Source organism: Sphingomonas parapaucimobilis NBRC 15100 (assembly GCF_000787715.1).
In the GTDB taxonomy this organism is placed as follows: Bacteria; Pseudomonadota; Alphaproteobacteria; order Sphingomonadales; family Sphingomonadaceae; genus Sphingomonas; species Sphingomonas parapaucimobilis.
Genome location: NZ_BBPI01000034.1, coordinates 118,911 through 136,674, shown reverse-complemented (window position 1 = coordinate 136,674; position 17,764 = coordinate 118,911). Strand labels below are relative to the sequence as shown.

32 protein-coding genes and 1 tRNA gene are annotated in these 17,764 nt (G+C 62.6%); 12 read left to right on the top strand and 21 right to left on the bottom strand.

Going from position 1 to position 17,764, the window contains the following annotated elements:
* Positions 1-80 precede the first annotated feature (80 nt).
* The 7 genes from SP5_RS18720 to SP5_RS18440 all read right to left on the bottom strand — a co-directional run bounded on the left by SP5_RS18720 (position 81) and on the right by SP5_RS18440 (position 3,039).
* Positions 81-398, bottom strand: a complete 318-nt coding sequence (locus SP5_RS18720) for an HNH endonuclease (RefSeq protein ID WP_084220587.1) — start codon at positions 396-398, stop codon at positions 81-83.
* Between the two features lie 64 nt (positions 399-462).
* Positions 463-699 carry a hypothetical protein gene (locus SP5_RS06210; protein WP_042485598.1) on the bottom strand — a complete coding sequence of 79 codons (237 nt, stop codon included), beginning with the start codon at positions 697-699 and terminating at the stop codon, positions 463-465.
* A 10-nt stretch (positions 700-709) separates the two neighbouring features.
* Entirely contained in the window at positions 710-1,288 is a 579-nt protein-coding gene (locus tag SP5_RS06205; protein WP_042485595.1) for a host-nuclease inhibitor Gam family protein, read from the bottom strand.
* The gene (locus SP5_RS06200; protein WP_042485592.1) at positions 1,288-1,500 is read right to left on the bottom strand and encodes a hypothetical protein; all 213 of its coding nucleotides are present in this window, start codon (positions 1,498-1,500) and stop codon (positions 1,288-1,290) included. The genes SP5_RS06205 and SP5_RS06200 overlap by 1 nt, the downstream gene beginning before the upstream one ends.
* A gap of 2 nt (positions 1,501-1,502) precedes the next feature.
* Positions 1,503-1,799, bottom strand: a complete 297-nt coding sequence (locus SP5_RS19040) for a hypothetical protein (RefSeq protein ID WP_157013603.1) — start codon at positions 1,797-1,799, stop codon at positions 1,503-1,505.
* 136 nt (positions 1,800-1,935) lie between these two features.
* A complete protein-coding gene (locus SP5_RS06190; RefSeq protein WP_157013602.1) occupies positions 1,936-2,601 on the bottom strand; it encodes a hypothetical protein in 666 nt (221 codons plus the stop codon).
* Positions 2,602-2,694: 93 nt separating this feature from the next.
* On the bottom strand, positions 2,695-3,039 hold the full coding sequence (locus SP5_RS18440; RefSeq protein WP_052811428.1) for a LexA family transcriptional regulator: 345 nt from the start codon (positions 3,037-3,039) through the stop codon (positions 2,695-2,697).
* Positions 3,040-3,097: 58 nt separating this feature from the next.
* Between SP5_RS18440 and SP5_RS06180 the strand changes: the two genes are divergently transcribed.
* Positions 3,098-3,382, top strand: coding sequence for a hypothetical protein (locus SP5_RS06180; protein WP_157013601.1), 285 nt, complete (start codon positions 3,098-3,100; stop codon positions 3,380-3,382).
* A 3-nt stretch (positions 3,383-3,385) separates the two neighbouring features.
* Here the strand turns inward: SP5_RS06180 and SP5_RS06175 are convergent, their stop codons facing one another.
* The 8 genes from SP5_RS06175 to SP5_RS06140 all read right to left on the bottom strand — a co-directional run bounded on the left by SP5_RS06175 (position 3,386) and on the right by SP5_RS06140 (position 8,512).
* The gene (locus SP5_RS06175) at positions 3,386-3,685 is read right to left on the bottom strand and encodes an addiction module antidote protein (protein ID WP_042485583.1); all 300 of its coding nucleotides are present in this window, start codon (positions 3,683-3,685) and stop codon (positions 3,386-3,388) included.
* A 36-nt stretch (positions 3,686-3,721) separates the two neighbouring features.
* Positions 3,722-4,015, bottom strand: coding sequence for a type II toxin-antitoxin system RelE/ParE family toxin (locus SP5_RS06170; protein WP_042485581.1), 294 nt, complete (start codon positions 4,013-4,015; stop codon positions 3,722-3,724).
* Between the two features lie 15 nt (positions 4,016-4,030).
* The gene (locus SP5_RS06165; protein ID WP_042485578.1) at positions 4,031-5,212 is read right to left on the bottom strand and encodes an EAL domain-containing protein; all 1,182 of its coding nucleotides are present in this window, start codon (positions 5,210-5,212) and stop codon (positions 4,031-4,033) included.
* Positions 5,209-6,180: a hypothetical protein gene (locus SP5_RS06160; RefSeq protein ID WP_042485576.1), complete on the bottom strand. Its 972-nt coding sequence runs from the start codon at positions 6,178-6,180 to the stop codon at positions 5,209-5,211. Before SP5_RS06160 ends, SP5_RS06165 begins: the two co-directional genes overlap by 4 nt.
* Positions 6,181-6,198: 18 nt before the next feature.
* The gene (locus SP5_RS06155) at positions 6,199-7,083 is read right to left on the bottom strand and encodes a hypothetical protein (protein ID WP_157013600.1); all 885 of its coding nucleotides are present in this window, start codon (positions 7,081-7,083) and stop codon (positions 6,199-6,201) included.
* Positions 7,084-7,151: 68 nt separating this feature from the next.
* Positions 7,152-7,505, bottom strand: coding sequence for a thermonuclease family protein (locus SP5_RS06150; RefSeq protein ID WP_157013599.1), 354 nt, complete (start codon positions 7,503-7,505; stop codon positions 7,152-7,154).
* Positions 7,506-7,537: 32 nt separating this feature from the next.
* Positions 7,538-7,864, bottom strand: coding sequence for a hypothetical protein (locus SP5_RS06145; protein WP_157013598.1), 327 nt, complete (start codon positions 7,862-7,864; stop codon positions 7,538-7,540).
* 162 nt (positions 7,865-8,026) lie between these two features.
* A complete protein-coding gene (locus SP5_RS06140; protein WP_281177310.1) occupies positions 8,027-8,512 on the bottom strand; it encodes a helix-turn-helix domain-containing protein in 486 nt (161 codons plus the stop codon).
* A gap of 63 nt (positions 8,513-8,575) precedes the next feature.
* Here SP5_RS06140 and SP5_RS18715 point away from each other — a divergent pair, with 63 nt between their 5' ends.
* Positions 8,576-8,875 carry a transcriptional regulator gene (locus SP5_RS18715; protein ID WP_084220585.1) on the top strand — a complete coding sequence of 100 codons (300 nt, stop codon included), beginning with the start codon at positions 8,576-8,578 and terminating at the stop codon, positions 8,873-8,875.
* The gene (locus tag SP5_RS19035) at positions 8,872-9,045 is read left to right on the top strand and encodes a hypothetical protein (protein WP_157013597.1); all 174 of its coding nucleotides are present in this window, start codon (positions 8,872-8,874) and stop codon (positions 9,043-9,045) included. Before SP5_RS18715 ends, SP5_RS19035 begins: the two co-directional genes overlap by 4 nt.
* A gap of 50 nt (positions 9,046-9,095) precedes the next feature.
* Here the strand turns inward: SP5_RS19035 and SP5_RS06135 are convergent, their stop codons facing one another.
* Positions 9,096-9,383: a hypothetical protein gene (locus SP5_RS06135; RefSeq protein ID WP_042485568.1), complete on the bottom strand. Its 288-nt coding sequence runs from the start codon at positions 9,381-9,383 to the stop codon at positions 9,096-9,098.
* A 363-nt stretch (positions 9,384-9,746) separates the two neighbouring features.
* On the opposite strand from SP5_RS06135, the gene SP5_RS06130 reads away from it, so the two are divergent.
* From SP5_RS06130 to SP5_RS06100, 7 genes are all read left to right on the top strand, one after another.
* Entirely contained in the window at positions 9,747-10,184 is a 438-nt protein-coding gene (locus SP5_RS06130) for a hypothetical protein (RefSeq protein ID WP_167334682.1), read from the top strand.
* Positions 10,185-10,307: 123 nt separating this feature from the next.
* A complete protein-coding gene (locus tag SP5_RS06125; RefSeq protein WP_042485564.1) occupies positions 10,308-10,553 on the top strand; it encodes a hypothetical protein in 246 nt (81 codons plus the stop codon).
* Positions 10,550-10,915 (top strand): helix-turn-helix domain-containing protein, encoded by a 366-nt coding sequence (locus SP5_RS06120; RefSeq protein ID WP_042485561.1) that lies wholly within the window; start codon positions 10,550-10,552, stop codon positions 10,913-10,915. Before SP5_RS06125 ends, SP5_RS06120 begins: the two co-directional genes overlap by 4 nt.
* Positions 10,912-11,124 carry a hypothetical protein gene (locus SP5_RS06115; protein ID WP_042485558.1) on the top strand — a complete coding sequence of 71 codons (213 nt, stop codon included), beginning with the start codon at positions 10,912-10,914 and terminating at the stop codon, positions 11,122-11,124. The genes SP5_RS06120 and SP5_RS06115 overlap by 4 nt, the downstream gene beginning before the upstream one ends.
* Positions 11,121-11,327 carry a hypothetical protein gene (locus SP5_RS06110; protein ID WP_042485555.1) on the top strand — a complete coding sequence of 69 codons (207 nt, stop codon included), beginning with the start codon at positions 11,121-11,123 and terminating at the stop codon, positions 11,325-11,327. Before SP5_RS06115 ends, SP5_RS06110 begins: the two co-directional genes overlap by 4 nt.
* Positions 11,324-11,644, top strand: coding sequence for a hypothetical protein (locus SP5_RS06105; protein ID WP_042485552.1), 321 nt, complete (start codon positions 11,324-11,326; stop codon positions 11,642-11,644). The genes SP5_RS06110 and SP5_RS06105 overlap by 4 nt, the downstream gene beginning before the upstream one ends.
* Complete coding sequence (locus SP5_RS06100; protein ID WP_157013594.1) at positions 11,637-11,915, top strand: hypothetical protein; 279 nt, start codon at positions 11,637-11,639, stop codon at positions 11,913-11,915. Before SP5_RS06105 ends, SP5_RS06100 begins: the two co-directional genes overlap by 8 nt.
* Before the next feature lie 64 nt (positions 11,916-11,979).
* Here SP5_RS06100 and SP5_RS06095 read toward each other — a convergent pair whose 3' ends face one another.
* Entirely contained in the window at positions 11,980-12,288 is a 309-nt protein-coding gene (locus SP5_RS06095; RefSeq protein WP_042485546.1) for a hypothetical protein, read from the bottom strand.
* Between the two features lie 35 nt (positions 12,289-12,323).
* On the opposite strand from SP5_RS06095, the gene SP5_RS06090 reads away from it, so the two are divergent.
* Entirely contained in the window at positions 12,324-13,664 is a 1,341-nt protein-coding gene (locus tag SP5_RS06090) for a site-specific integrase (protein ID WP_042485542.1), read from the top strand.
* Between the two features lie 13 nt (positions 13,665-13,677).
* Here the strand turns inward: SP5_RS06090 and SP5_RS06085 are convergent.
* Positions 13,678-13,752, bottom strand: a tRNA-Val gene (locus SP5_RS06085).
* 44 nt (positions 13,753-13,796) lie between these two features.
* Positions 13,797-14,174 (bottom strand): cell cycle two-component system response regulator CpdR, encoded by a 378-nt coding sequence (gene cpdR, locus SP5_RS06080; protein WP_042485783.1) that lies wholly within the window; start codon positions 14,172-14,174, stop codon positions 13,797-13,799.
* Between the two features lie 100 nt (positions 14,175-14,274).
* Here cpdR and SP5_RS06075 point away from each other — a divergent pair, with 100 nt between their 5' ends.
* Entirely contained in the window at positions 14,275-15,132 is an 858-nt protein-coding gene (locus SP5_RS06075; protein ID WP_042485540.1) for an N-formylglutamate amidohydrolase, read from the top strand.
* 534 nt (positions 15,133-15,666) lie between these two features.
* Here SP5_RS06075 and SP5_RS06070 read toward each other — a convergent pair.
* Positions 15,667-16,881, bottom strand: a complete 1,215-nt coding sequence (locus SP5_RS06070; protein ID WP_042485536.1) for a type II toxin-antitoxin system HipA family toxin — start codon at positions 16,879-16,881, stop codon at positions 15,667-15,669.
* The gene (locus SP5_RS06065; protein ID WP_042485533.1) at positions 16,878-17,483 is read right to left on the bottom strand and encodes a helix-turn-helix domain-containing protein; all 606 of its coding nucleotides are present in this window, start codon (positions 17,481-17,483) and stop codon (positions 16,878-16,880) included. Before SP5_RS06065 ends, SP5_RS06070 begins: the two co-directional genes overlap by 4 nt.
* Positions 17,484-17,764: the final 281 nt, after the last annotated feature.

Sequence of the window (17,764 nt, the reverse complement as noted above, 5' to 3'; positions counted from 1 at the left end):
CACTTCCGCCCGAACTTTTTACTCTGGAAATGCTCGCGCAGCGCATGAAGGGGACCGCCGGTGTCCGGGGCGCCGCCTCGTCAGACTTTTGACCCCCCGGGGGGGGTGGGCATCCGCCGTCGCAGGATCGGGGGAGCGCGACCGGCTGGCTGGCAGTTCCATTGATGGCCAGCGTTGGTCGGCCGACCGTCTCGGCCGATGCCCTTCGCGCCGATCGGCGCGGCATGCCCGAACTGCTTAGCCGTCACCTCATGGTGGCACGGCTGGCAAAGGTTACGCGTGTTGTCGTCGACATCGAGCCCGCCCAGCGCCAAGGGCTGGATGTGGTCGACGACGACTGCCGCGACAATCAGCCCTGCAGCCTGGCAGCGCTCGCAAAGCCCGTTGGTACGTCGCAACCGGCGGAGCCGCTGACGCTGGCCAGCTCGGCCGCGTAGCCGCTCCGCCTTGCAGAAGGCCAGGCTATGCGACCAGGTCGGTCAGCTTGCCGCTAACCCGACCGATTCGGGCACCCTTGGCATCAGCCGCATCGGCTGCGTCCATCAGGGCCTGCGCCTGCTGCCGGAGGCCCTTGGCCCGTTCGTTCTGCTTCGCCTCCTCGGCAGCCAGGCGCTCGGCCAGCTTACCCAGGAACGACACCACGCCTTCGACCTTGGCGGTCGGCAGCAGCAACGCAAGAATCAATGCGATGAAATCCATATGCACCTCGTTACGAGCTGGGTTCGTCGCCACCCAAGCCCAGCTCGACGGCTGCGGGGGCAATGACGTCGATGAAGAAATCCTCGGTCTGCTTCGACCGGAAGCCCAGCGAGGCGAGCGGGGTAGCGGGCACATCATCCCCGACCAGCAGGCCCTGCTCGTCCAGCACCTTGAGGATCGCAGGCTTGTCGAGCGAATGGCTGACGCGGATCGTGATCGCCTCATAGGGCGTGCCCATGAGCATGGTGACGGCGTCGCCATCCTTGCCATGGTCATGAACCACCTTGGGCGGGCTGATACGATAGCCCAGCACGCAACCGCCAAGCTCGATCGACTTCCGCTTGCCGCCGGTCAGATCCTCGATCGACGCCGCCCACCAGGGCTTCAGCTGCTTGGCGATGTCCTTCAGCTCGGCCGCGATCGGCACCAGCAGCGCATCGGCCGCGCCGTTGACCCGCGCCATCAGTGCGGCGCGGCGCGCATCAATGGCATCGACCTCGGCCGACAGGACCGCATAGCGGGTCGCCAGCGCCGTGGCCTGCTGGACGGTCTGGGGCGCCCGCTGGGCGGGTGAGCGAAGCCGCGCCATTATGCCTTCACCGCGCCGCTACCGCCGCACGGCACGGGGATCGTGAACCGATCTGCGGCATAATGGTCATAGTCCAGCTTAACGGGCTGGTCGCCGCGCAATGTGGCCAGCTCGTGCCACACTTGGGCCAGCCAGCGGCGCGACACCGGGACATTGTCCAGGGGAAGGCCAGCATCGGCCACCCGCTTCAGCGCATCAAGATCGAGGGCCATCGTCACCATCCTGCGGAGCGGCCGTCCGGGCTGACCCAGAGCGGCGGATTGACGGGGCGGGCGTCAGGCCCGCGAAAGGGTTTGACCAGGTCGCGCGCGATCTGATGCGCCTCGGTTTCCTGGTCATGAAAATCGGCTTGGGATCGTGCGCCGTGACGAACGCGGCGGATCAGCCCTTCAAGGCGATCGCGTGCGGCTTCCAGATCGTCGGCCGGGTGGCGCCGCTGCTCGCCTCGGGGGAGGACGGCAGCGGCGCGGCCCGCGCAACCGGGGGGCGTGCTACGGTTGGGCTGGGCCATCTCGGCATCTCCAAAACGCGAAAAGGCCCGCCTCTCCCGGGGGGGTGAGAGGCGGGCCATGCGGTCGGGTCGCAATTCGCGCGGGGTCGAAATGGCCCTAAATGTGACCGTTTGTGCAGGGTCTATTTTGGTCCACTCACAAAATCCCAGCATGCGCAGCGGCCAGGGTCGCGGGGTCGACCTCATGGCGAGCTGCCGCCAGGGCGCGGGGCCAAAGGTTTAGTGCCACGATCAGCAGGCGCTTAGCGCGCCGATGGGCCATGCGGTTCCGCCGGGCGGCGACGGTGAAGCCCAGGCCCCCAACGATCATGTCCAAGACGACGGCCGGATGCGCAAGCGCCTCACGCCACCGGGTATAGGCGACCTCCGTCTGCACAGCGCCGAGCGCCTCATAGAAGCTGCCGTCACCCTGCGGGGATCGATCCACCCGCGCCTCCAGGCTGGCGATCGCAATGGTCACGTCGCCCACGACGCGCTGATGCGCGGCCGCGATCTGCTCGGCCGCCGCCAGCTGATCGGCGTCGACATCGCCGGTCGCATATAGCCGGGCAAGGCCACCCTCGGTGCGCGTGGCGACGTCACGCAGCGTTTCCGGCGTCGCTTCCTTACCCGTATATTGCCGATCGTCCTTCAGCTGCTCGGCGTGTCGGCGCGCAACCAGGTGGCGCGCGGCTTTACGTTCCTGCTTGTTAAGGCCCGCCGTATCGACGGGCGGCATCGGACGCGGTCGGCCGAGTACCAGGCGATTTACGCGGTCCGCCTCCCGCGCGCGGCTGCCCGCGATTGCTGCGAACGGATCCACATAACCACGGCTACTGGCGGGCAGTGCTGCGAGCCGCCGCGCCGCTTGTTCATTAAGCCCTGAAACCCCTGTCATGCAGAATTTACCCCTGTGTCACCCAGGGTCGTAATCCAGCTCCGGGGTCAGCGGCAGGATCGGAAATGGTCCGCGCACGATATCGTCGTCGACGACGTATCCGGCCGCGCGCAGGTCCCGCACGGCTTCGGCAAGACGGTCGGGCAGCATGATGCCCCGCGCACCAGGCCGCCGGACGATTTGCTTTTCCTGCTCGAGCGCGCGGAGGGCTGCCTGAACGCGGGTGCGGCTGGCCCCAATTCCCTGAGCGATTTCACCAATGGAGGGCGATCCGTTCCAACGATGGACGTAGGATCGGATGAAGGTCAGCACCAGTAGCTTCCGGCTCACCATGGCCGGTTGCAAGCGCAACGTCTCGTCCATTGATTTAGAATGTCCCCTGCCCGATTAATATAGGAAGAATCAGGGCTGTAGGAAAGCCATGGCCGATCCGGGCTCTCCATGCGGTCGCGTCGGATTGCCTATTTCCTACACGACCGCGTTCCGCTTCTGTTCGCGCATGGACGATGCCGAAGAATTAGTGGCGGGGTATTTCCACTTCATGCGGTCGCAGCGCCGCAGAAAGCCGGTCGAGTGGACGCCCGACGGCCAACGCCTGATGCGCGCGATCGAACTGCGCGCCGAGAATGAGCGCCGACGCGCGTTGCGCCAGGCGCGCCTCGAATGGGCCGAAGATCGCGACGCTTGGGAACACCAGTGGCGATAGCGGTTACGCTGCCTCCGGCTGACGCACCCGCGCGTGCAGCTCCAAGTCCAGCGTCCCCAGCACCTTCAGGATGGTGGAAAGGGTGGGATTGCCGCGCTTGCCCAGCGCCTTGTGCAGCGCCTGGCGCGATAGGCCGGTCTCCTCGGCGACCCGAGCGATACCGCGCGCGCGCGCGATAGTGCCGAGTGCAGCGGCGATATACGCGGCATCGCCTTCCGCCAATGCGTCGCTGAGCAGCTCGGCGTGATCCTCGGTGGAGGTGAGATATTCGGCTGCGTCGAAGGGAATGGTTTTGGTGGTCATGGTCGCTTCCGTGGTGGGGTGGGCGGTTGGCGCGGCCTATAGGCCGTCTGCCAATTCCTTGGCCTGCCGGATGTCCCGCGACTGGCTGGACTTGTCGCCGCCGCAGAGCAGGATCACGATCTCGCGCTGGCGGATGGTGAAATACACCCGATAGCCCGGCCCGACATGAACCCGCAGTTCCGACACACCCTCGCCGACCGAGGCCCAATCGCCCAGCAGGCCAGCTTCGACGCGGACCAGGCGCTTGGCAATCGCCTTCTGCGCGGTCCGGTCGGTGAGGCTGGCCAGCCAAGCGGCGAAGTCTTCGGTCTGGCGAACGGTGTAGGTCATGACGTAAACTATAGTTTACGTAAGGTCCAGATTTTTCCTTGGGTCGTCGCGAGGAGGTTGCAAGGTCAGCAGCTTCTGCGACCATCCGCCGATCGTCGATACGTGCAGAAATTCGATCAGATCATCAAAGGGTAGCGGCCTCCGGACCCAGAAACCCTGTAGGTCATCGCATCCCAGCGTCTTGGCGAAATATGCCTCAGCGCTCGACTCGATCCCCTCGGCCGTGACACTCATCCCCAACGAATGACCAAGGTCTATCACGGACTTTACGACGTCGGCGCCCGGGCTGCTGTTTATGGAGCCGATGAAGCTCCTGTCGATCTTCATCTCCCGCGCGCCGATATCTCTTATTTCGGAGAGTGACGAATAGCTGGTGCCGTAATCATCAATCGCGATGTCGACACCAAGTGGCCGCAGCTTGAGCAGGTTTTCTAGGAAGGCATCGCGATGGATCGCGATGTCGGCCTCGGTAAATTCGAAGCGGATGTCTGCCTTCTGTCCGGCGAGTATCCGCATACAGTCCTCGCAGAATGCCCTGTTCGCGACCGACGCAGCTGCCATGTTCACCGAAATCCCGATGATCACGCCGAGCTCCCGCATTTTGCGCTGGTCCTCCACCACGCGTTCAAGAAGCACATGGCCAAGGCGATCTAAGCCGCCCAGCTCCATCAGCATTGGAATAAACGTGGAGGCCGGAACCGGCCCACGGGTCGGATGGTCCCAGCGTGCAAGCGCTTCGACCCGTAGTATCATCGCCTCCTTCACCGACAAAATCGGCTGGTAGACGACCGTGATTTTCCCCGACGCGAGGGCCCTAGACAGATCGCGAAATAGGTCTTCGTCCCAGTATGGCCAGTCGGAATCTCGACGGCTGATCCAATCGGCGTCGTCCTCATCGAGCAGCGCCCGATCTAGTTTGGTGGATAGCCCCAAATGGGCGAACCGCAACCCGGTCCCACGGAGGTCGCTCCCGCTGAAGTCGAAGCCCTCCAATTCGGCATCTAGGAAATTCAGCGCCCGCAGATCCCGGTCGCGGAAATCGTCGGTCGGCCGCAGACCTGCCGCGCGAACCAGGGCGTGAAATCTGCCATCGCTTTCAGCGTACAAGGCGGCAAGTCGGGCTTCCAGCTCCTCACGCGCGGCGCCAGACGGCGTGTTGAAGGAATTGGCCCCGTGGAACAGGTCGTCCCGGCTCAAAGCGGCATCTCCTCGGCATCGTGGGCGGCCGAGCAGCGCACCGACACGCTGGCCAAAATCACTTCGGACAAAGATTGGCGTTCCCCGGTCTCGATGCACAAAGCGGCCATTCGATCCTTCATCGCAAGCACGGCACTTTCACGCTCGTTAGGTGAGGCTCCCGCTCCGTCCTCCCGCTCCACCCGAAGCCCGTCGCGGGTCGTTACATCCAGCAGGATCACGCCATCGCTCGTTCCTCGGGGAAATTGAACCAAGCAGCTATGCGGATGCCCCTCAACCTTGCGCGCAAAGTACGGGCCATCGAGCAACCCGCCGTCTTTCACCGGATCGCCGAACACCTTGTCTCCTACTCGCCAGCCCCCAGGCACCGCTTCGACTTCGTAAATGTCCCGGGTCGCCGCGATAACGCGCTCGGTCGTGACCTTGCCCTGCCATTGCGAGGCGGATCGAAAGCCAGCTTCCGCGGAAAGAGAGCTTTCTTTGGTGCCCGCTTTCGCGCCGAAGCCAGCGTTGCCGCTGACATCCTGCGTCGAGGCGGTCGTGTCCGACGTGTTACGCCGATCCGAATAGGTGCCGATCTCCACCGCGCTGCGATACTTTGAGCTGGTGGGGATGCTGACCCCTTGGCATTGGTAGCGGACATAGCAATGCTGCAGCCGAACGCGCAGCCTGATCGGGGTTGCGATCGGTTCGCCGCCACCCAGAAGCGGACTGGTCAGTCGCTGGAACAGGCCAGCTTGCCGACCGATCGTAAGCCAGCATTCGTCGACCTCGAGCCTGATATCCAAAGGGAAGGCGCGTTCGATCCTGTTCGCCACCGTCCTAACGTCCAATTGAACCAGGCCAGGAAAAATGCAGTTTTCCTGAGCGCCGAAATACCCGTCGGGATAGGTTGCGGGAGCAGGAAATGGTTCATCGCTCACAAATATCACCTCCCGTTTGTCAGCGTGGCAAATGCCGAACTTCACGCCATTACCTGATCTAAATCAGATTCCGCCTTCCACATCTGTAATGATTTTACGGATAGCAAACTCCATTGCATGGCGCTGAGCAGGGCTTTTCCCTGTCGCAGATACTACTATCATGCCTCTCGCAAACTCCGAAACAATGGCTTCTGGATATCTATCCAGAATTCGATTTGTTACTTCGGTAATTGCTATAGGTAGGACATTAAAGACATTGCTCAAGGCAACTTCAGAATTAGGGGCATAAAGGTCGACTTGCTTATCGCTAACGACCAGCTTGTCGCGAATGGTGTTTGGTAGACTCTGTTTCACTGCCCGCATTTCCGCAGCCAGGGTACTCAATTGGTCCAAAACAGCCTTACCCAATGGAACGGACTCATTTCCTGGCGCGCCAAGCTCTATTGGCCCAAAAGTCTTGATGTATGGGCGGTAATTTCCCTGCTGCACGACAGATTTAACGGCCTCTATCTTTGCGGCGAGCCGTACAACGAAATCCTCCGCGACTTGGAAATGAAGGCTCCTATCATAAGGCACATATTCTGCGGGGCCAATATCAAACGGGGCTCTGATAACGCCATCATTTACGATGATAGTCGGCTTGCCAAATGCCAAACGAATACCAAGCTCAAACATCACGTTTGGGTTCAATCCACTGACGTCGCAAACAGCATATGGCTGTTCGTACAGATTACGGACGATCCGCTCTTGTATCACATCGGCCGGACCGTTCGCCCAAACCGGCTGAGGTTTCATACCGGCCTTGCTCACCCCACGCGAAATCAATTCCAGCATCGCCTCCCAATGGCCTGCTGGATAATCCGGCATAGTTGCTATCGGCATGATGATCCCACACTCGGCGCCGATGTCTTCGCCCCCCTCAGCCCCTTTTGCTTCGTTCTTCGCCACGGGCATCCCCTTCAAATAGAATCGTAATTCGCCAGCTTCCATTGGTCGGCGAGAAATCTGTGACCATCCTATCGGCCTTGGCACCGCCCCACGCGGTTTCCGACATCCCAATCGGGCCTGTATCGTGCCTGTCCGCGCCGCAGCTGAACGCACGACAAATCCTCGCCACCGGCCGAAACGAACGCCAGTGTCCGGCCATATCTGTCGCGGCCGACGCGCTCGATGACGATCGGCGCAAACAGAGCGTTCGCCAGGCTGTCTCGAGAGGCAAAGGGGTCGCCAACCGCGCAGAGCCGTCCAGGGCGGCAGTGACCGGGCATCTCCGGCGCGTCGATACCAATCAGCCGGATGCGCTCACGGCCGCAACGCAGCGTGTCGCCGTCGATCGCACTACACCGGGGTTTTGCAGCGATCGCGGGCATAGCGAGCAGAAGTGATATGGTGATCGCCCTGATCATTTGCTTGGGGTAGATGTCGTATCTGGCAAAGCATCCATGTTGTCGGGTTCGATGCTATAAGCAGGGTCTTGCTCATTGGCTGGCATGATGCCCCCGACTTGCGCAGCACGGTCGCAAGTCGTTTCGGCGATCAGCACCTCGATCCGATAATTGTCGCCGTCCTTGGCATCCTCATAGGCTTTGGCGAGGGCTCGCTGTGCATCGCATAGCCCACCGACAGTGCCATGTTCTTCCTGAAACTTCACATTCTCCTTGGCCTGTTCCACCTTGCTGGCACAGCCGCAGAGCAACAGCACTCCTAACGTCAGAATAGCCTGCCTCATAGTTTCCCCCGTCACCGTCCCAGGCGGTTAACCCACATGAGTTAGTTCGCCGCCGCCTCCCGTCCGGCCACCATCTGGAGGCCACCTAATTCGTGAATGAGTATCTGTTGTCGAATCCCGCCTGCCCGTTGGCTTGCCCTGAATGCCCCCTAAGATGCGCCACTATCGCGAGGGTGCTGAGCGAGCGCCATGCGACGCTTCAGCACCTTCTTCATGCTTCACGGGCTGGTAGGCCCGATGCGACGGCCGAGCGGATCGCGCGAGCCCGAGCGCTTTGGGAAGCTGCACTGCTAACTCGCGAGCGAGTTCGTCCGTCGTCATCCCCTCCGATGCTAGAAGAAGCCCGGCGAACATCTGCTCCAGCGCTGGCTGGCTTGGGAACATGACCTCAAGCGTCAGGGGCTGAAAGTCCGGCTCAGGCGGCGGTGGGGCTGTATTTTCATCAGGATCGTCGGTGACGCCGAGCAGCCATTCGACGGTGGTCTGCAACGCCGTCGCAAGCTTCGGCAGATGCGGGGACCAGCGACTCGGACCGTTGATCAATCCGCTCAAGGTCGACTGCGGCATACCCGCGCGCCTCGCCAGAGCACTAATGCTTGGGATTTTGAGCGTTAATCTCCGCTCCTCTATGCGCTGCCCTAAGGTCACAAACCCGGTTTAACGACAGGTCGATAGATTAGAATAACGACATGTCGTTGACTGTCTAACGACATGTCGTTAGACGTGATTCGCATGGCGCTTCACCACACGTCAGATTCGGCATTGGCCAAAGCGGTTCGCAAAGCTGGCGGACAGACTGCGCTGAGTCGTCTGATCGGGTGCCCGCAAACGACCATCAACACATGGCTGAAGCGCAACTGGCCGGTAGCACCAGAGTATGTGCTGAAGACGGAGGAGTTGACCGGCGTATCGCGTCATGATCTTCGCCCCGATCTGTATCCGCTCGAAGATGCGACCCCGACGCCATCCGCCCCGCCGCTGATCGGCACCGATCACGGGGCGGACGCATGAGCCATGATCTCCCCCCTGCGGGCATCGCTGCAGACGCAGCGTTCGTCCGTCAGGCCCTCGTCCTGCTGGCCGACAGCGAATGCGCTGGCGCGGCCGAGCAGGCCCTCCGCGATCTGGAACGCGACGCGTCGGACGAATGCCTCGCCCAGTTCTGGAAGCTGACGCGATGACCGGGACACAGCCTCGCGACGTGTGTCCCGGCACGGTGGAATTGCGGTCGTCAGTTACCGATGGGCGCACCCTGATTTCCTTGGCCGTCCAGTCGGACGTACTTGGTGCCCAGGATATCGACGTAACCGAAGGCCTTCCCGAAGAAGTCGAGCAGCCCAAGGGTCGCTTCGCCACCTGCAATATCAAAGGTGACGTTGCCGTCCACGCGCATTCCGCCCCGGAATTCGAAGGGGCCGCCCTCGTTGACCAGCGTACAATTCCTGAAGAGGCAGCGCTCGAAAGTGTTGTGATCCAAGACGACGCGCTCGCCGTCAAAGGTACGCTCGATATAGTGCAATTTCCGACTCCTGTGGGTGTAGGCAACACCACAGTAGCCGAAGCCGGGGGCGCGTCCAGCGCCCCCGGTGGAGGGCACTGACATGCTATCCGGGGAGATTTTCTTTTCCAGTCTCGCGCCCCAGTCGGGTGGCGAGCGCCAGCAGCACCTCCAACGGGGGTTGGTACAGCTGCTGGCGACCTGTTTCGCATCGCGTGGCGATACCGCCGATCTCGTTGCAATGCCTTTGCGGTCGTCGAGCGCTTCCGCAATTCGTCTCGGCGTCCGACGGGGCGTCGTGGGTCGGCGGTGGGTAAATTCATCCGGGGCTGCGCGCCGCCGACCATGCCCGGGCGCGGCACGATGACCCTCCCCCGCGACCCCATGTCTTTCGAATTCGCGCTCCAGGCGATCGAAAAGCGTATCGGCAGCGATGCGGTCCGCCAGATTGCCAGCCGGGCGCAGCGGACCATCGACGACTGGCGTCATCCAGAAACGCCGCGCACGCCGCCGATCGAGACGGCGCTGGCGCTGGACCGCGCCTGGCGCGCCGCCGGTGGCGCTGGCGCTCCCATGCTCGACACCTATCGACGTCTGTTCGAGACGTCGGCGCCGATCGTCGTCGGCATCGATGACGGGGACCTGCCCGACCTGACGGTGATCGCGATCAGGGAGAGCGCGGATGCCCATGCGGCGCTCCTCATCGCCATGCAACCGCAGGCCAGCGAGCGCGATCGTCGCGCCGCCGTCCGTGAAATTGCCGAGGGCATATCCGCTTTCGAAGCCACCCTCCCCCATCTGATCGGGCAGCTGCCCCCATGACCGCCGCCGCCGACCGTACTCCCACCGATCGTACTCCCTACAACCAACCGACCCAAAGCCGCCCCCGCCGATCCGACGTGATCGGTGGAGCGGTGAATTTTTGCCCGGAGCTCAGGCCGTCCCATGCTGTGTGATCTCGACGAACTGAACGTCGCACTCGCTGAAATGCGGGTCGCACGCGACCGCATTGCGCGGCAGCTGCCAGAAGGCTGCGTGGTGGATACGCCCGAGCAGACGGCTTTGCTCCCGCAGCTCAATGAGCTGTTCCTGAAGGCGTCGCGGCTGACGTTCGATCTCCGCAGCTTGCTGGACAGCCAGCAGGTGCAACGCCCGATCGTCGTCGACATCACGCCGGAGCGGCGCTGGTGATTACGCCTGGCGCTTATCTGAAGGCCCTGCGTCGCGGTCGCCGCATGTCGTTGAACGACATGGCAGCGGCGATCGACACGGTGCCCCACCTGACCGATTTCGAGCGCGCCGAATGGCTGCAGCGGATCGAGGCCGATATCGTGCCGATGGACCTCAGCACGCTGGCCGTCCTGAGCCGTGTCTATCCTTTCGATATCGCGCTCATCTACGAGCTGGAGCGGCATCGCTGCGGCATCGAGGCGGCAACCACGCCGATCTGCCTCCTTTGCGGCAAGACCGACCGCGCGGAATGCGCCGCCTTGGGCGTCTTGGCCCCGTGCATCTGGACCGCGCCACCCATGTGCGCCGGAGCCGCAGCATGAGCGCCGAGCTGCGTCACCGCGTCACCATGACGCTTCGCTTCGTCCACACCGCCTCACTGGTCGTCAACGGCTTGGCGATGGGCCTGCTGCTCAAGGGTTTCATGCGCGCGGCCATCGCGTCGCTCATCCTGACCCTCTTCCTGCAGATCGTCTCGGCCGAGACGGTCCGCGCCTTTGTCGTCAACCTGGCTCGGGAGCCTCGCCGATGAAAACGATCGCGCCCTCGTCGCTGCACGAGATGTCCTGCCGCTGTTCCGACTGCCGCCCGACCACCAGCTCGGCCGACAACCAGCTTTCGCTGAACACCATGGCCATGATCACGATCGCGGGTCTGATCGTCGGCCTGATCCTCGCCGAGCTGGTCGACTGGTGGATCAGCGGCCCCGGCGTCATTCCGGAGCTGGGCCTGTGAGGGACATCGAACGCAAGGTCGAAACCATGCCCGTGCTGATCACGAAGGCCGATGTCCTCGATCATCTGGCGGGGATGTGCGCCAATATGGCTAGTGGCCTAAAAATGGCCTCGCTGATCGTGGATCTGCCGTTGCCAAGCAACGGCGGTTACAGCGATCTGATCGCAGCTTGGAAGTCCAAGCTGCCCGCCCCCGACCTTCAGATCGCGGCCGCAAATGATGCGGGAAAGCTGCTGCGACAGCTTGCCGCTGAGGAGCGCATCCTCGCCGCCCGCGCCGCCGCCAACCAGACAAACAAGGAACCTAGCCGTGGCTGACGCCTTTCGCCGCGCCAAGCGATGCTTTGCGCTGGCGCGCTCGACCACGTTTATTCCGGAGCGTAACACCGCGATCGCGCGTGGCATGGCCATTGCCGAGGCGGCGGGGATCGACCTTGATCGCTTCGACATCCCCGGCCGCGCCCAGGCCGCGCCGAAGCACCTCCCGATGGGTTTCCGGTCCCAGCCCGCGCCCGAGGACTACAGCGTCAACGAGATTGGCGACCTGATGCGCGCCCATCGTCGCCACATGGAGGAGGCCCGCGCATGACGTCGTGCGTGACCGACCGCTTGAAGTGCCGCGTTCCGAATTGCCGCAGAACGATTACGGGTTGCTACACGAACTGGATCTGCATCCCCCATCGCAAGCTGATCGCACCCGCGACGCGGCCTGCTTGGGCACGCTTGCGCCGGTTGGCCTGCTGCTCGCCCGAACCGGCGATCAGCCAAGCCCGCTTCAACCGATTATGGCGACGCCTGGAGCGCGCCGCCGGTGTCACCCCCAACCCCAGGAGAAGGATCTGATGCACATTGTCGAACTCGACCGACGCGTTTCGCGCGCGTCGATGAACGGCCGTGGTGTCGACCTGACTGCCACCGATCTGGACTTGCTGGTCAGCCTCGGGCTGATCGCGATGCTCCACACGGCAAAAACTGAATATTTGGGGGAACAAGCACGATGCCGCCACGCCCGGCACCACTCTATCGCAGAGGCAAATACTGGCTCGACAAGCTCCGCCGGGAAGACGGAACGGAGCGTTCGCGCAGCTGGTACATCTTCTGGTACGATCCCGACGCGCGACGCGAAGCAAGCGCGTCAACGCGTACATCGGAAGACGAAGCTGCAATCTGCGCGCTAGATCAGCGCTATCTCGCGGATCGCGGGGAAGCCGCCGCCTATTGTCATGCCTGCGGCCAGCCGCTGGCGTCGGCCGCTGCCTACCTGCTGACCGACGCGATGGCCGATTATGAGATTGAGCACGGCGCGCTGAAGGATTCGGCGAGCAGCATTTCCGCACGGTTGAAGCACATCGCGGACTTCCTCGACGCCCAAGAGGCGGCGGGCGGAATGTTCGGCATCGAGACGACATGCGCCGTCGCGTGCGGGACGCCATTCATCGAAGCGTTCAGAGCCTGGTCGAAAGACCAGCCTGTCGTCTGGCGTAACAAAGATGGCGACATCACGGCTTCGCGGCCCCGAGCGGCTGCGACGACCGAGGAGTCGGTGTTGCAGATCGCGGCCGCCTTGAATCACGCGGCCGACGCCGATCCGCCCAGATCGGAGCGCAGGCCGGTTTACAAGCCGAAGCCCCGCAAACAGGTGTCGCGCCCGCGCAAGGTGCGTATCGATGTCGCGGCGATCGCCGACATGGTGGCCTATGCGGCCGAACCGGAGAAGAAGCGCGCTTCCCTCCACTCGTTCCTCGTCGCCTCGATCTGTACGCTGGCGCGCCCCGATAGCGTCGTGGACATCTGCGTCGCTCCCGAGCGGGAGCAATGGTATCGTGGATCGGCGACGCTCGACCTGAATCCCTTCGGCCGGGAGCAGACGAACAAGCACCGCCCCGTGATACCCGTCGTGCCGATTCTTCAGGAATGGCTTGCGGCCGAGCTTGACGCATATCAGCGCCTCGATGCCGACAAGCGCAAGGGTGCGGGCTTCCTGGTCAATTACTACGGGCGATCTGTCCTAGACGTCGACACGTCCTGGCGGACCATGCTCCGCGCGCTGAAGCTGCCCACAACGCGCGAGTGGAAGCCGTATGTGATTCGCCACAGCCTCGCGACGCTGCTGCGCGATCGCGGCGTGCACAAATGGGATCTGGAGGGCTTCCTCGGTCACGACGCCAACAGCACGACCGAAATCTATGCGGTCGGCCGCTTTGGCTCGGTGGCGAAGGCTCTCGAGGACATTACCGGGGAAATCGATGTGCGATCTGACGGCGCTATGCGCCGAAAGTGCGCCGAAAACATCGCTATCCGGTCCCTCCGGGGTGGGAGGTTTTTTATGACCGGATAGCAACGTTTTAGGGTGGTGGGCGTGGCAAGGATTGAACTTGCGACCCCTGCGATGTCAACACAGTGCTCTACCACTGAGCTACACGCCCGCCGGAGGCCGGGCAATTAGCAGTTTCGGCGGGGCTGGCAAGCCCTAAATCGCACCATCGGCCGATTCTTTTGCAAAAAGTCGGTCTACCTCCATCACCAGGTCACGCAGGTGGAAGGGTTTGGACAGGACGCGGGCGTTGGGAACCGCCTGCCCCGCCTTCAGCGTGACCGCCGCAAAGCCGGTGATGAACATCACCCGCAGGTCGGGGACCAGCGAAGCCGCGCGCTGGGCCAGTTCGATGCCGTCCATTTCGGGCATGACGATATCGGTCAGCAACAGGTCGAAGCGCTGGCTCTCCAACAAGGGAAGCGCCGCCGTGCCGCGATCGACCGCCGTCACCCTGTAGCCGGACCGCGTCAGCGCCCGTGTCAGATATTCGCGCATGACCTCGTCGTCTTCGGCCAGCAGGATATGGAACATCACGTCATCCCGATTCATGTTGAAGGGCAGCTTAGCGGCGGCGCGGTTAAGATTTCCAGACCATTGCCCCTGTCCGATTGCCGCCATAGGATCGCGGACAATGGCCAGCCCGAGCTTCGGCGCATCCTTTCAGAGCTTCGGCGATCCGGTGCCCCTGGGGCCGGTGGTGATCTCGGTGCCGCATGGCGGGCGCGCCTATCCGTCGGACCTGGTCGCGGCGCTGCGGGTGCCGATCGCCGCCGTGATGGGGCTGGAGGACCGGCTGATCGATAGGGTCGGCATGGCGGCGCGGGGTGACGAGCCGATGCTGGTCCAGCATATGCCGCGCGCCTGGATCGACCTGAACCGTGACGAGCGCGAACGCGATCCCCTGATCGATGAGGGCGCGCGGATGGTGCCCCGCGCCTCGGCCAAGCTGCGCAGCGGGCTGGGCCTGGTGCCGCGCCGGGTGGCGGGGCATGGCGATATCTGGATGCGGCGCTTCACCGATGCCGAGATCGTCCAGCGGATCGAGGCGGACCACCGCCCCTATCACCACGCGCTGGCGGAGCGGCTGGCGGCGGCGCGGACGCGGTTCGGGGTGGCGGTGCTGCTCGACCTGCATTCGATGCCGCCGCTGGGGGCGCCGGGGCTGGTGCCGCGCATCGTCATCGGCGACCGGCATGGCACGACGGCCGCCACCCGCTTCGTCCGCAGGATTGAGGCGGAGGCGCGAGGCGGAGGCTTTCCTGTCACCCGCAATGCGCCTTATGCCGGGGGTCATATCGTCGAGCGGCATGGCGATCCGCGACGCGGCATTCACGCCATCCAGCTGGAACTCGACCGCTCGCTCTATCTCGATGCCGCGCTGGAGGCGCCGGGGCCGGGCTTCGACGCGACGGTCACGCTGGTACGCCGCATCCTGTCCGCGCTCGCCGCCGAAGCGCTGGGCCAGCCCGCCGCGATGGCCGCGGAATAAAAAAACCGCCTCGCGCAAGGGGGAAGAGCGCGAGGCGGCCAAGGTTCAGGGAGGAGACACGCTGAAAGCGTGTCATACGACATCGCGAAAGGGGGGACACGACGTCGTACAGGATATAAATAAGAAGGGGCCTATTTGGTTCAACCCCAGCACGGGCGTTTCGTCATTTTTTCGTAACGGGTGGTGGCGGAACCGATGAACGCCCCCTCCGCAGGCGTTGGGGCGGCCCGCGATGTCGCTCCGTAAAATCCGGTCCTTCCCGTTTGCCCGTCTCCGGCCCGTCATTTTGGGAAAGGGCAATCGGGAACGGGTATTGGGAAAGGGCGTGTCTCGGACGGCTTTCACCATGATCGCCTCAGGGGCCGTCCCGCCATGTGTTCCCAATCGAGACGGCGAGTGCAGACCAACTTTTGCCGTTCAACGCCGCGGGCGTTAAGGACCGCTCCTGCCGCAACCAGCCATTGCTGCCCCATCAAGCCCTTCCGCCGCAGCGTGCCAAATGTTTCGATGCAAGCACATTCTGTTGCAGTTGATTCAAACTGCGAGGCGCTTTCTGTGCTTTTCGATTGCGGCAATGACCTCACCCGAGAAGGGGAGATGCGTCTTCTCCTGCTCCCAAAGCTCGTCAAACCGCTCTACTGTTTCCTTCGCTGTCGAGATCACCAGATGCGACGGCAGCCGCGCTTTGTCGGCGATCGTCCCCAGTTCGCGGTAGGTGAAGGACTCCCATGCGCGTGACCGATGAAATTTGAGGGCGGCATCCTCCTCAGGGATATAGGCGACGGTCGAGAGAAGATCATAGGCTGGCGCCAAGACAGGTCGGCGCTGATCGGGATAGATGAGTGACCAGTTCTTCAGATGCATGTCGCCATTGCCGATCAGCACGGAGTAGGTGAGCCGGCGAATGAATTCGACCGAGCTTGCCTCATCGGCTGCGATTGCGAGCACCGACAAAATTTGGCGGTAGCTTGCATTCTCATATTTGTCGTCGGCATAGACACCGTAGACTTGCGCGAAATCCTCGATGTGGACGGGTCCGGTATCGGTCCGGTCGAAACGGCGTATGGCATAGGCCGACGCCCCGTATCGGGTGATCCCATCGGGCAATCCGTCGATTGTTTCGAGCGGCAGAAGATCGATGTCGGGGACATCGATCCCGAGCTTGGAGGCCAAGCTCATGGCGGCGAATTCGTTTTCCGGAACGTCGGGGTGACGGGCTGACGGCAGTTTGACGATCCAGTCGCCGCCCGTGCCGCTCACCGGAATGGTGAGGCCACCATTCTTGCCCCTGTTCTTCAAGGCTGAAAATTTGAGCTGAACGCCAGCGAGCGAGAAGCGCAGTGCGCGTTTGGCTTCCGCTGCAACGCCTTCTTCGTCTGCGTCTTCAGGCTGCACGTCACGCGCCTCGACGGGCACGGCCTTGACTGCGCCTGGCAAGTCTCCGCCAAGCTGCGCGAGAAGGAGATATTCGCGCACGGACTTAACACCGGCGCGGCGCGCAAGATAATCGCGCAGGGTTCCTTCGGGCAAAAGGTTCGAGAAGAACGGCTCGATCTGTGTTTGATAGGCGCGAGGCGCATTGATGATCGCGCCATATTGGTCACGATAGGCAAGCGAGAGCGTCGGGCGATCTTCGTCGGCGAGATAGGCCTCGTCGAACGTGAAGATGCTGCGATCGCCATCGAGGCGCGCAAGCGTCCCGATACGGCGATCATGCAGAAGTATGGCGAGAGCGGCTGCGTCAATCATGCGTCATCCTCCTCCAGCCGGTAAGCGGGAAGCTGGCGTGCAGCCTCGATCAACGGCGCATGATGCACCTGAATGTTGCGGAAATGCCGGAGAGCCGAAGTCGCCTCCTCGATGCGTTTGGCGAGAGTCGCCACCCCGCCCTGCGTATCGATGATCGTCTTCAGCCGCTTTGCCGGCTGCAAGGCCTCGTCGAGGGCTTTGAGTTGGGCTGCATCGAATTGCAGTCTGGGGATGCTCCGGATCGCATTCTGGAAGCCGTCAAGCTGAGGCAGGTCTGGGAAATTTGCTTTGATCCGTTCTGCGATTTGCGCCTGTTCGTTGAGTAAGCGCACTGCGCGGCTTGTTTCGACGGTCGTGCCATGCGCGCGCACCGCTCCCTGAACGGCGGGCAAAGCCTTGCGCGGCACGAGCGTGATCTCAAGGTCGAGCGCGCGCGCGATCTCGACAAGGCTTGAAAGTTTGAGATCAACCGTGCCTTTTTCGATTTTGGAGATATGGCTTTGGGGTAAGCCAACGCGCTGCCCCAGCTCCTTCTGGGTTAGTGCCTTTGCGATACGTGCCTCACGGACACGCGCTGCTATCTCCTCAATTCCCGCACTCATTTATATATCCTGGCATATATTTTTATAGTGTTATATGCTTAAGCATATCAAACAGCACGGCGAACGCAATCATATATATGCTTAAGCATATCCTCTTTGAGGGTTATATGTTTCAGCATATGTATATTGCCGTTTTGCGCGGCTTTTGCCCCGCCTGACCAATGATCCGGAGAGAAGTAGAAGCCGTTAGAGAGGGCTTGGCTCCCGACGTAGCGGAAATGGCAGCGCGGGGCTAAAGACGCTTTAGAAGTGACCGCTTTCGGCATACGCGAACGATCCCA

Coding starts and splice junctions, on each gene's coding strand:
- SP5_RS06075 (WP_042485540.1), top strand. CDS start 14,275: ATGGCCAGCCCGAGCTTCGGCGCATCCTTTCAGAGCTTCGGCGATCCG.
- SP5_RS06070 (WP_042485536.1), bottom strand. CDS start 16,881: ATGATTGACGCAGCCGCTCTCGCCATACTTCTGCATGATCGCCGTATC.
- cpdR (WP_042485783.1), bottom strand. CDS start 14,174: ATGTTCCATATCCTGCTGGCCGAAGACGACGAGGTCATGCGCGAATAT.
- SP5_RS19040 (WP_157013603.1), bottom strand. CDS start 1,799: ATGGCCCAGCCCAACCGTAGCACGCCCCCCGGTTGCGCGGGCCGCGCC.
- SP5_RS06115 (WP_042485558.1), top strand. CDS start 10,912: ATGAGCGCCGAGCTGCGTCACCGCGTCACCATGACGCTTCGCTTCGTC.
- SP5_RS06170 (WP_042485581.1), bottom strand. CDS start 4,015: ATGACCTACACCGTTCGCCAGACCGAAGACTTCGCCGCTTGGCTGGCC.
- SP5_RS19035 (WP_157013597.1), top strand. CDS start 8,872: ATGAGCCATGATCTCCCCCCTGCGGGCATCGCTGCAGACGCAGCGTTC.
- SP5_RS06145 (WP_157013598.1), bottom strand. CDS start 7,864: ATGAGGCAGGCTATTCTGACGTTAGGAGTGCTGTTGCTCTGCGGCTGT.
- SP5_RS18715 (WP_084220585.1), top strand. CDS start 8,576: ATGTCGTTAGACGTGATTCGCATGGCGCTTCACCACACGTCAGATTCG.
- SP5_RS06065 (WP_042485533.1), bottom strand. CDS start 17,483: ATGAGTGCGGGAATTGAGGAGATAGCAGCGCGTGTCCGTGAGGCACGT.
- SP5_RS06200 (WP_042485592.1), bottom strand. CDS start 1,500: ATGGCCCTCGATCTTGATGCGCTGAAGCGGGTGGCCGATGCTGGCCTT.
- SP5_RS06110 (WP_042485555.1), top strand. CDS start 11,121: ATGAAAACGATCGCGCCCTCGTCGCTGCACGAGATGTCCTGCCGCTGT.
- SP5_RS06150 (WP_157013599.1), bottom strand. CDS start 7,505: ATGCCCGCGATCGCTGCAAAACCCCGGTGTAGTGCGATCGACGGCGAC.
- SP5_RS18440 (WP_052811428.1), bottom strand. CDS start 3,039: ATGGACGAGACGTTGCGCTTGCAACCGGCCATGGTGAGCCGGAAGCTA.
- SP5_RS06175 (WP_042485583.1), bottom strand. CDS start 3,685: ATGACCACCAAAACCATTCCCTTCGACGCAGCCGAATATCTCACCTCC.
- SP5_RS06130 (WP_167334682.1), top strand. CDS start 9,747: ATGTCTTTCGAATTCGCGCTCCAGGCGATCGAAAAGCGTATCGGCAGC.
- SP5_RS06125 (WP_042485564.1), top strand. CDS start 10,308: ATGCTGTGTGATCTCGACGAACTGAACGTCGCACTCGCTGAAATGCGG.
- SP5_RS06180 (WP_157013601.1), top strand. CDS start 3,098: ATGGCCGATCCGGGCTCTCCATGCGGTCGCGTCGGATTGCCTATTTCC.
- SP5_RS06205 (WP_042485595.1), bottom strand. CDS start 1,288: ATGGCGCGGCTTCGCTCACCCGCCCAGCGGGCGCCCCAGACCGTCCAG.
- SP5_RS06090 (WP_042485542.1), top strand. CDS start 12,324: ATGCCGCCACGCCCGGCACCACTCTATCGCAGAGGCAAATACTGGCTC.
- SP5_RS06210 (WP_042485598.1), bottom strand. CDS start 699: ATGGATTTCATCGCATTGATTCTTGCGTTGCTGCTGCCGACCGCCAAG.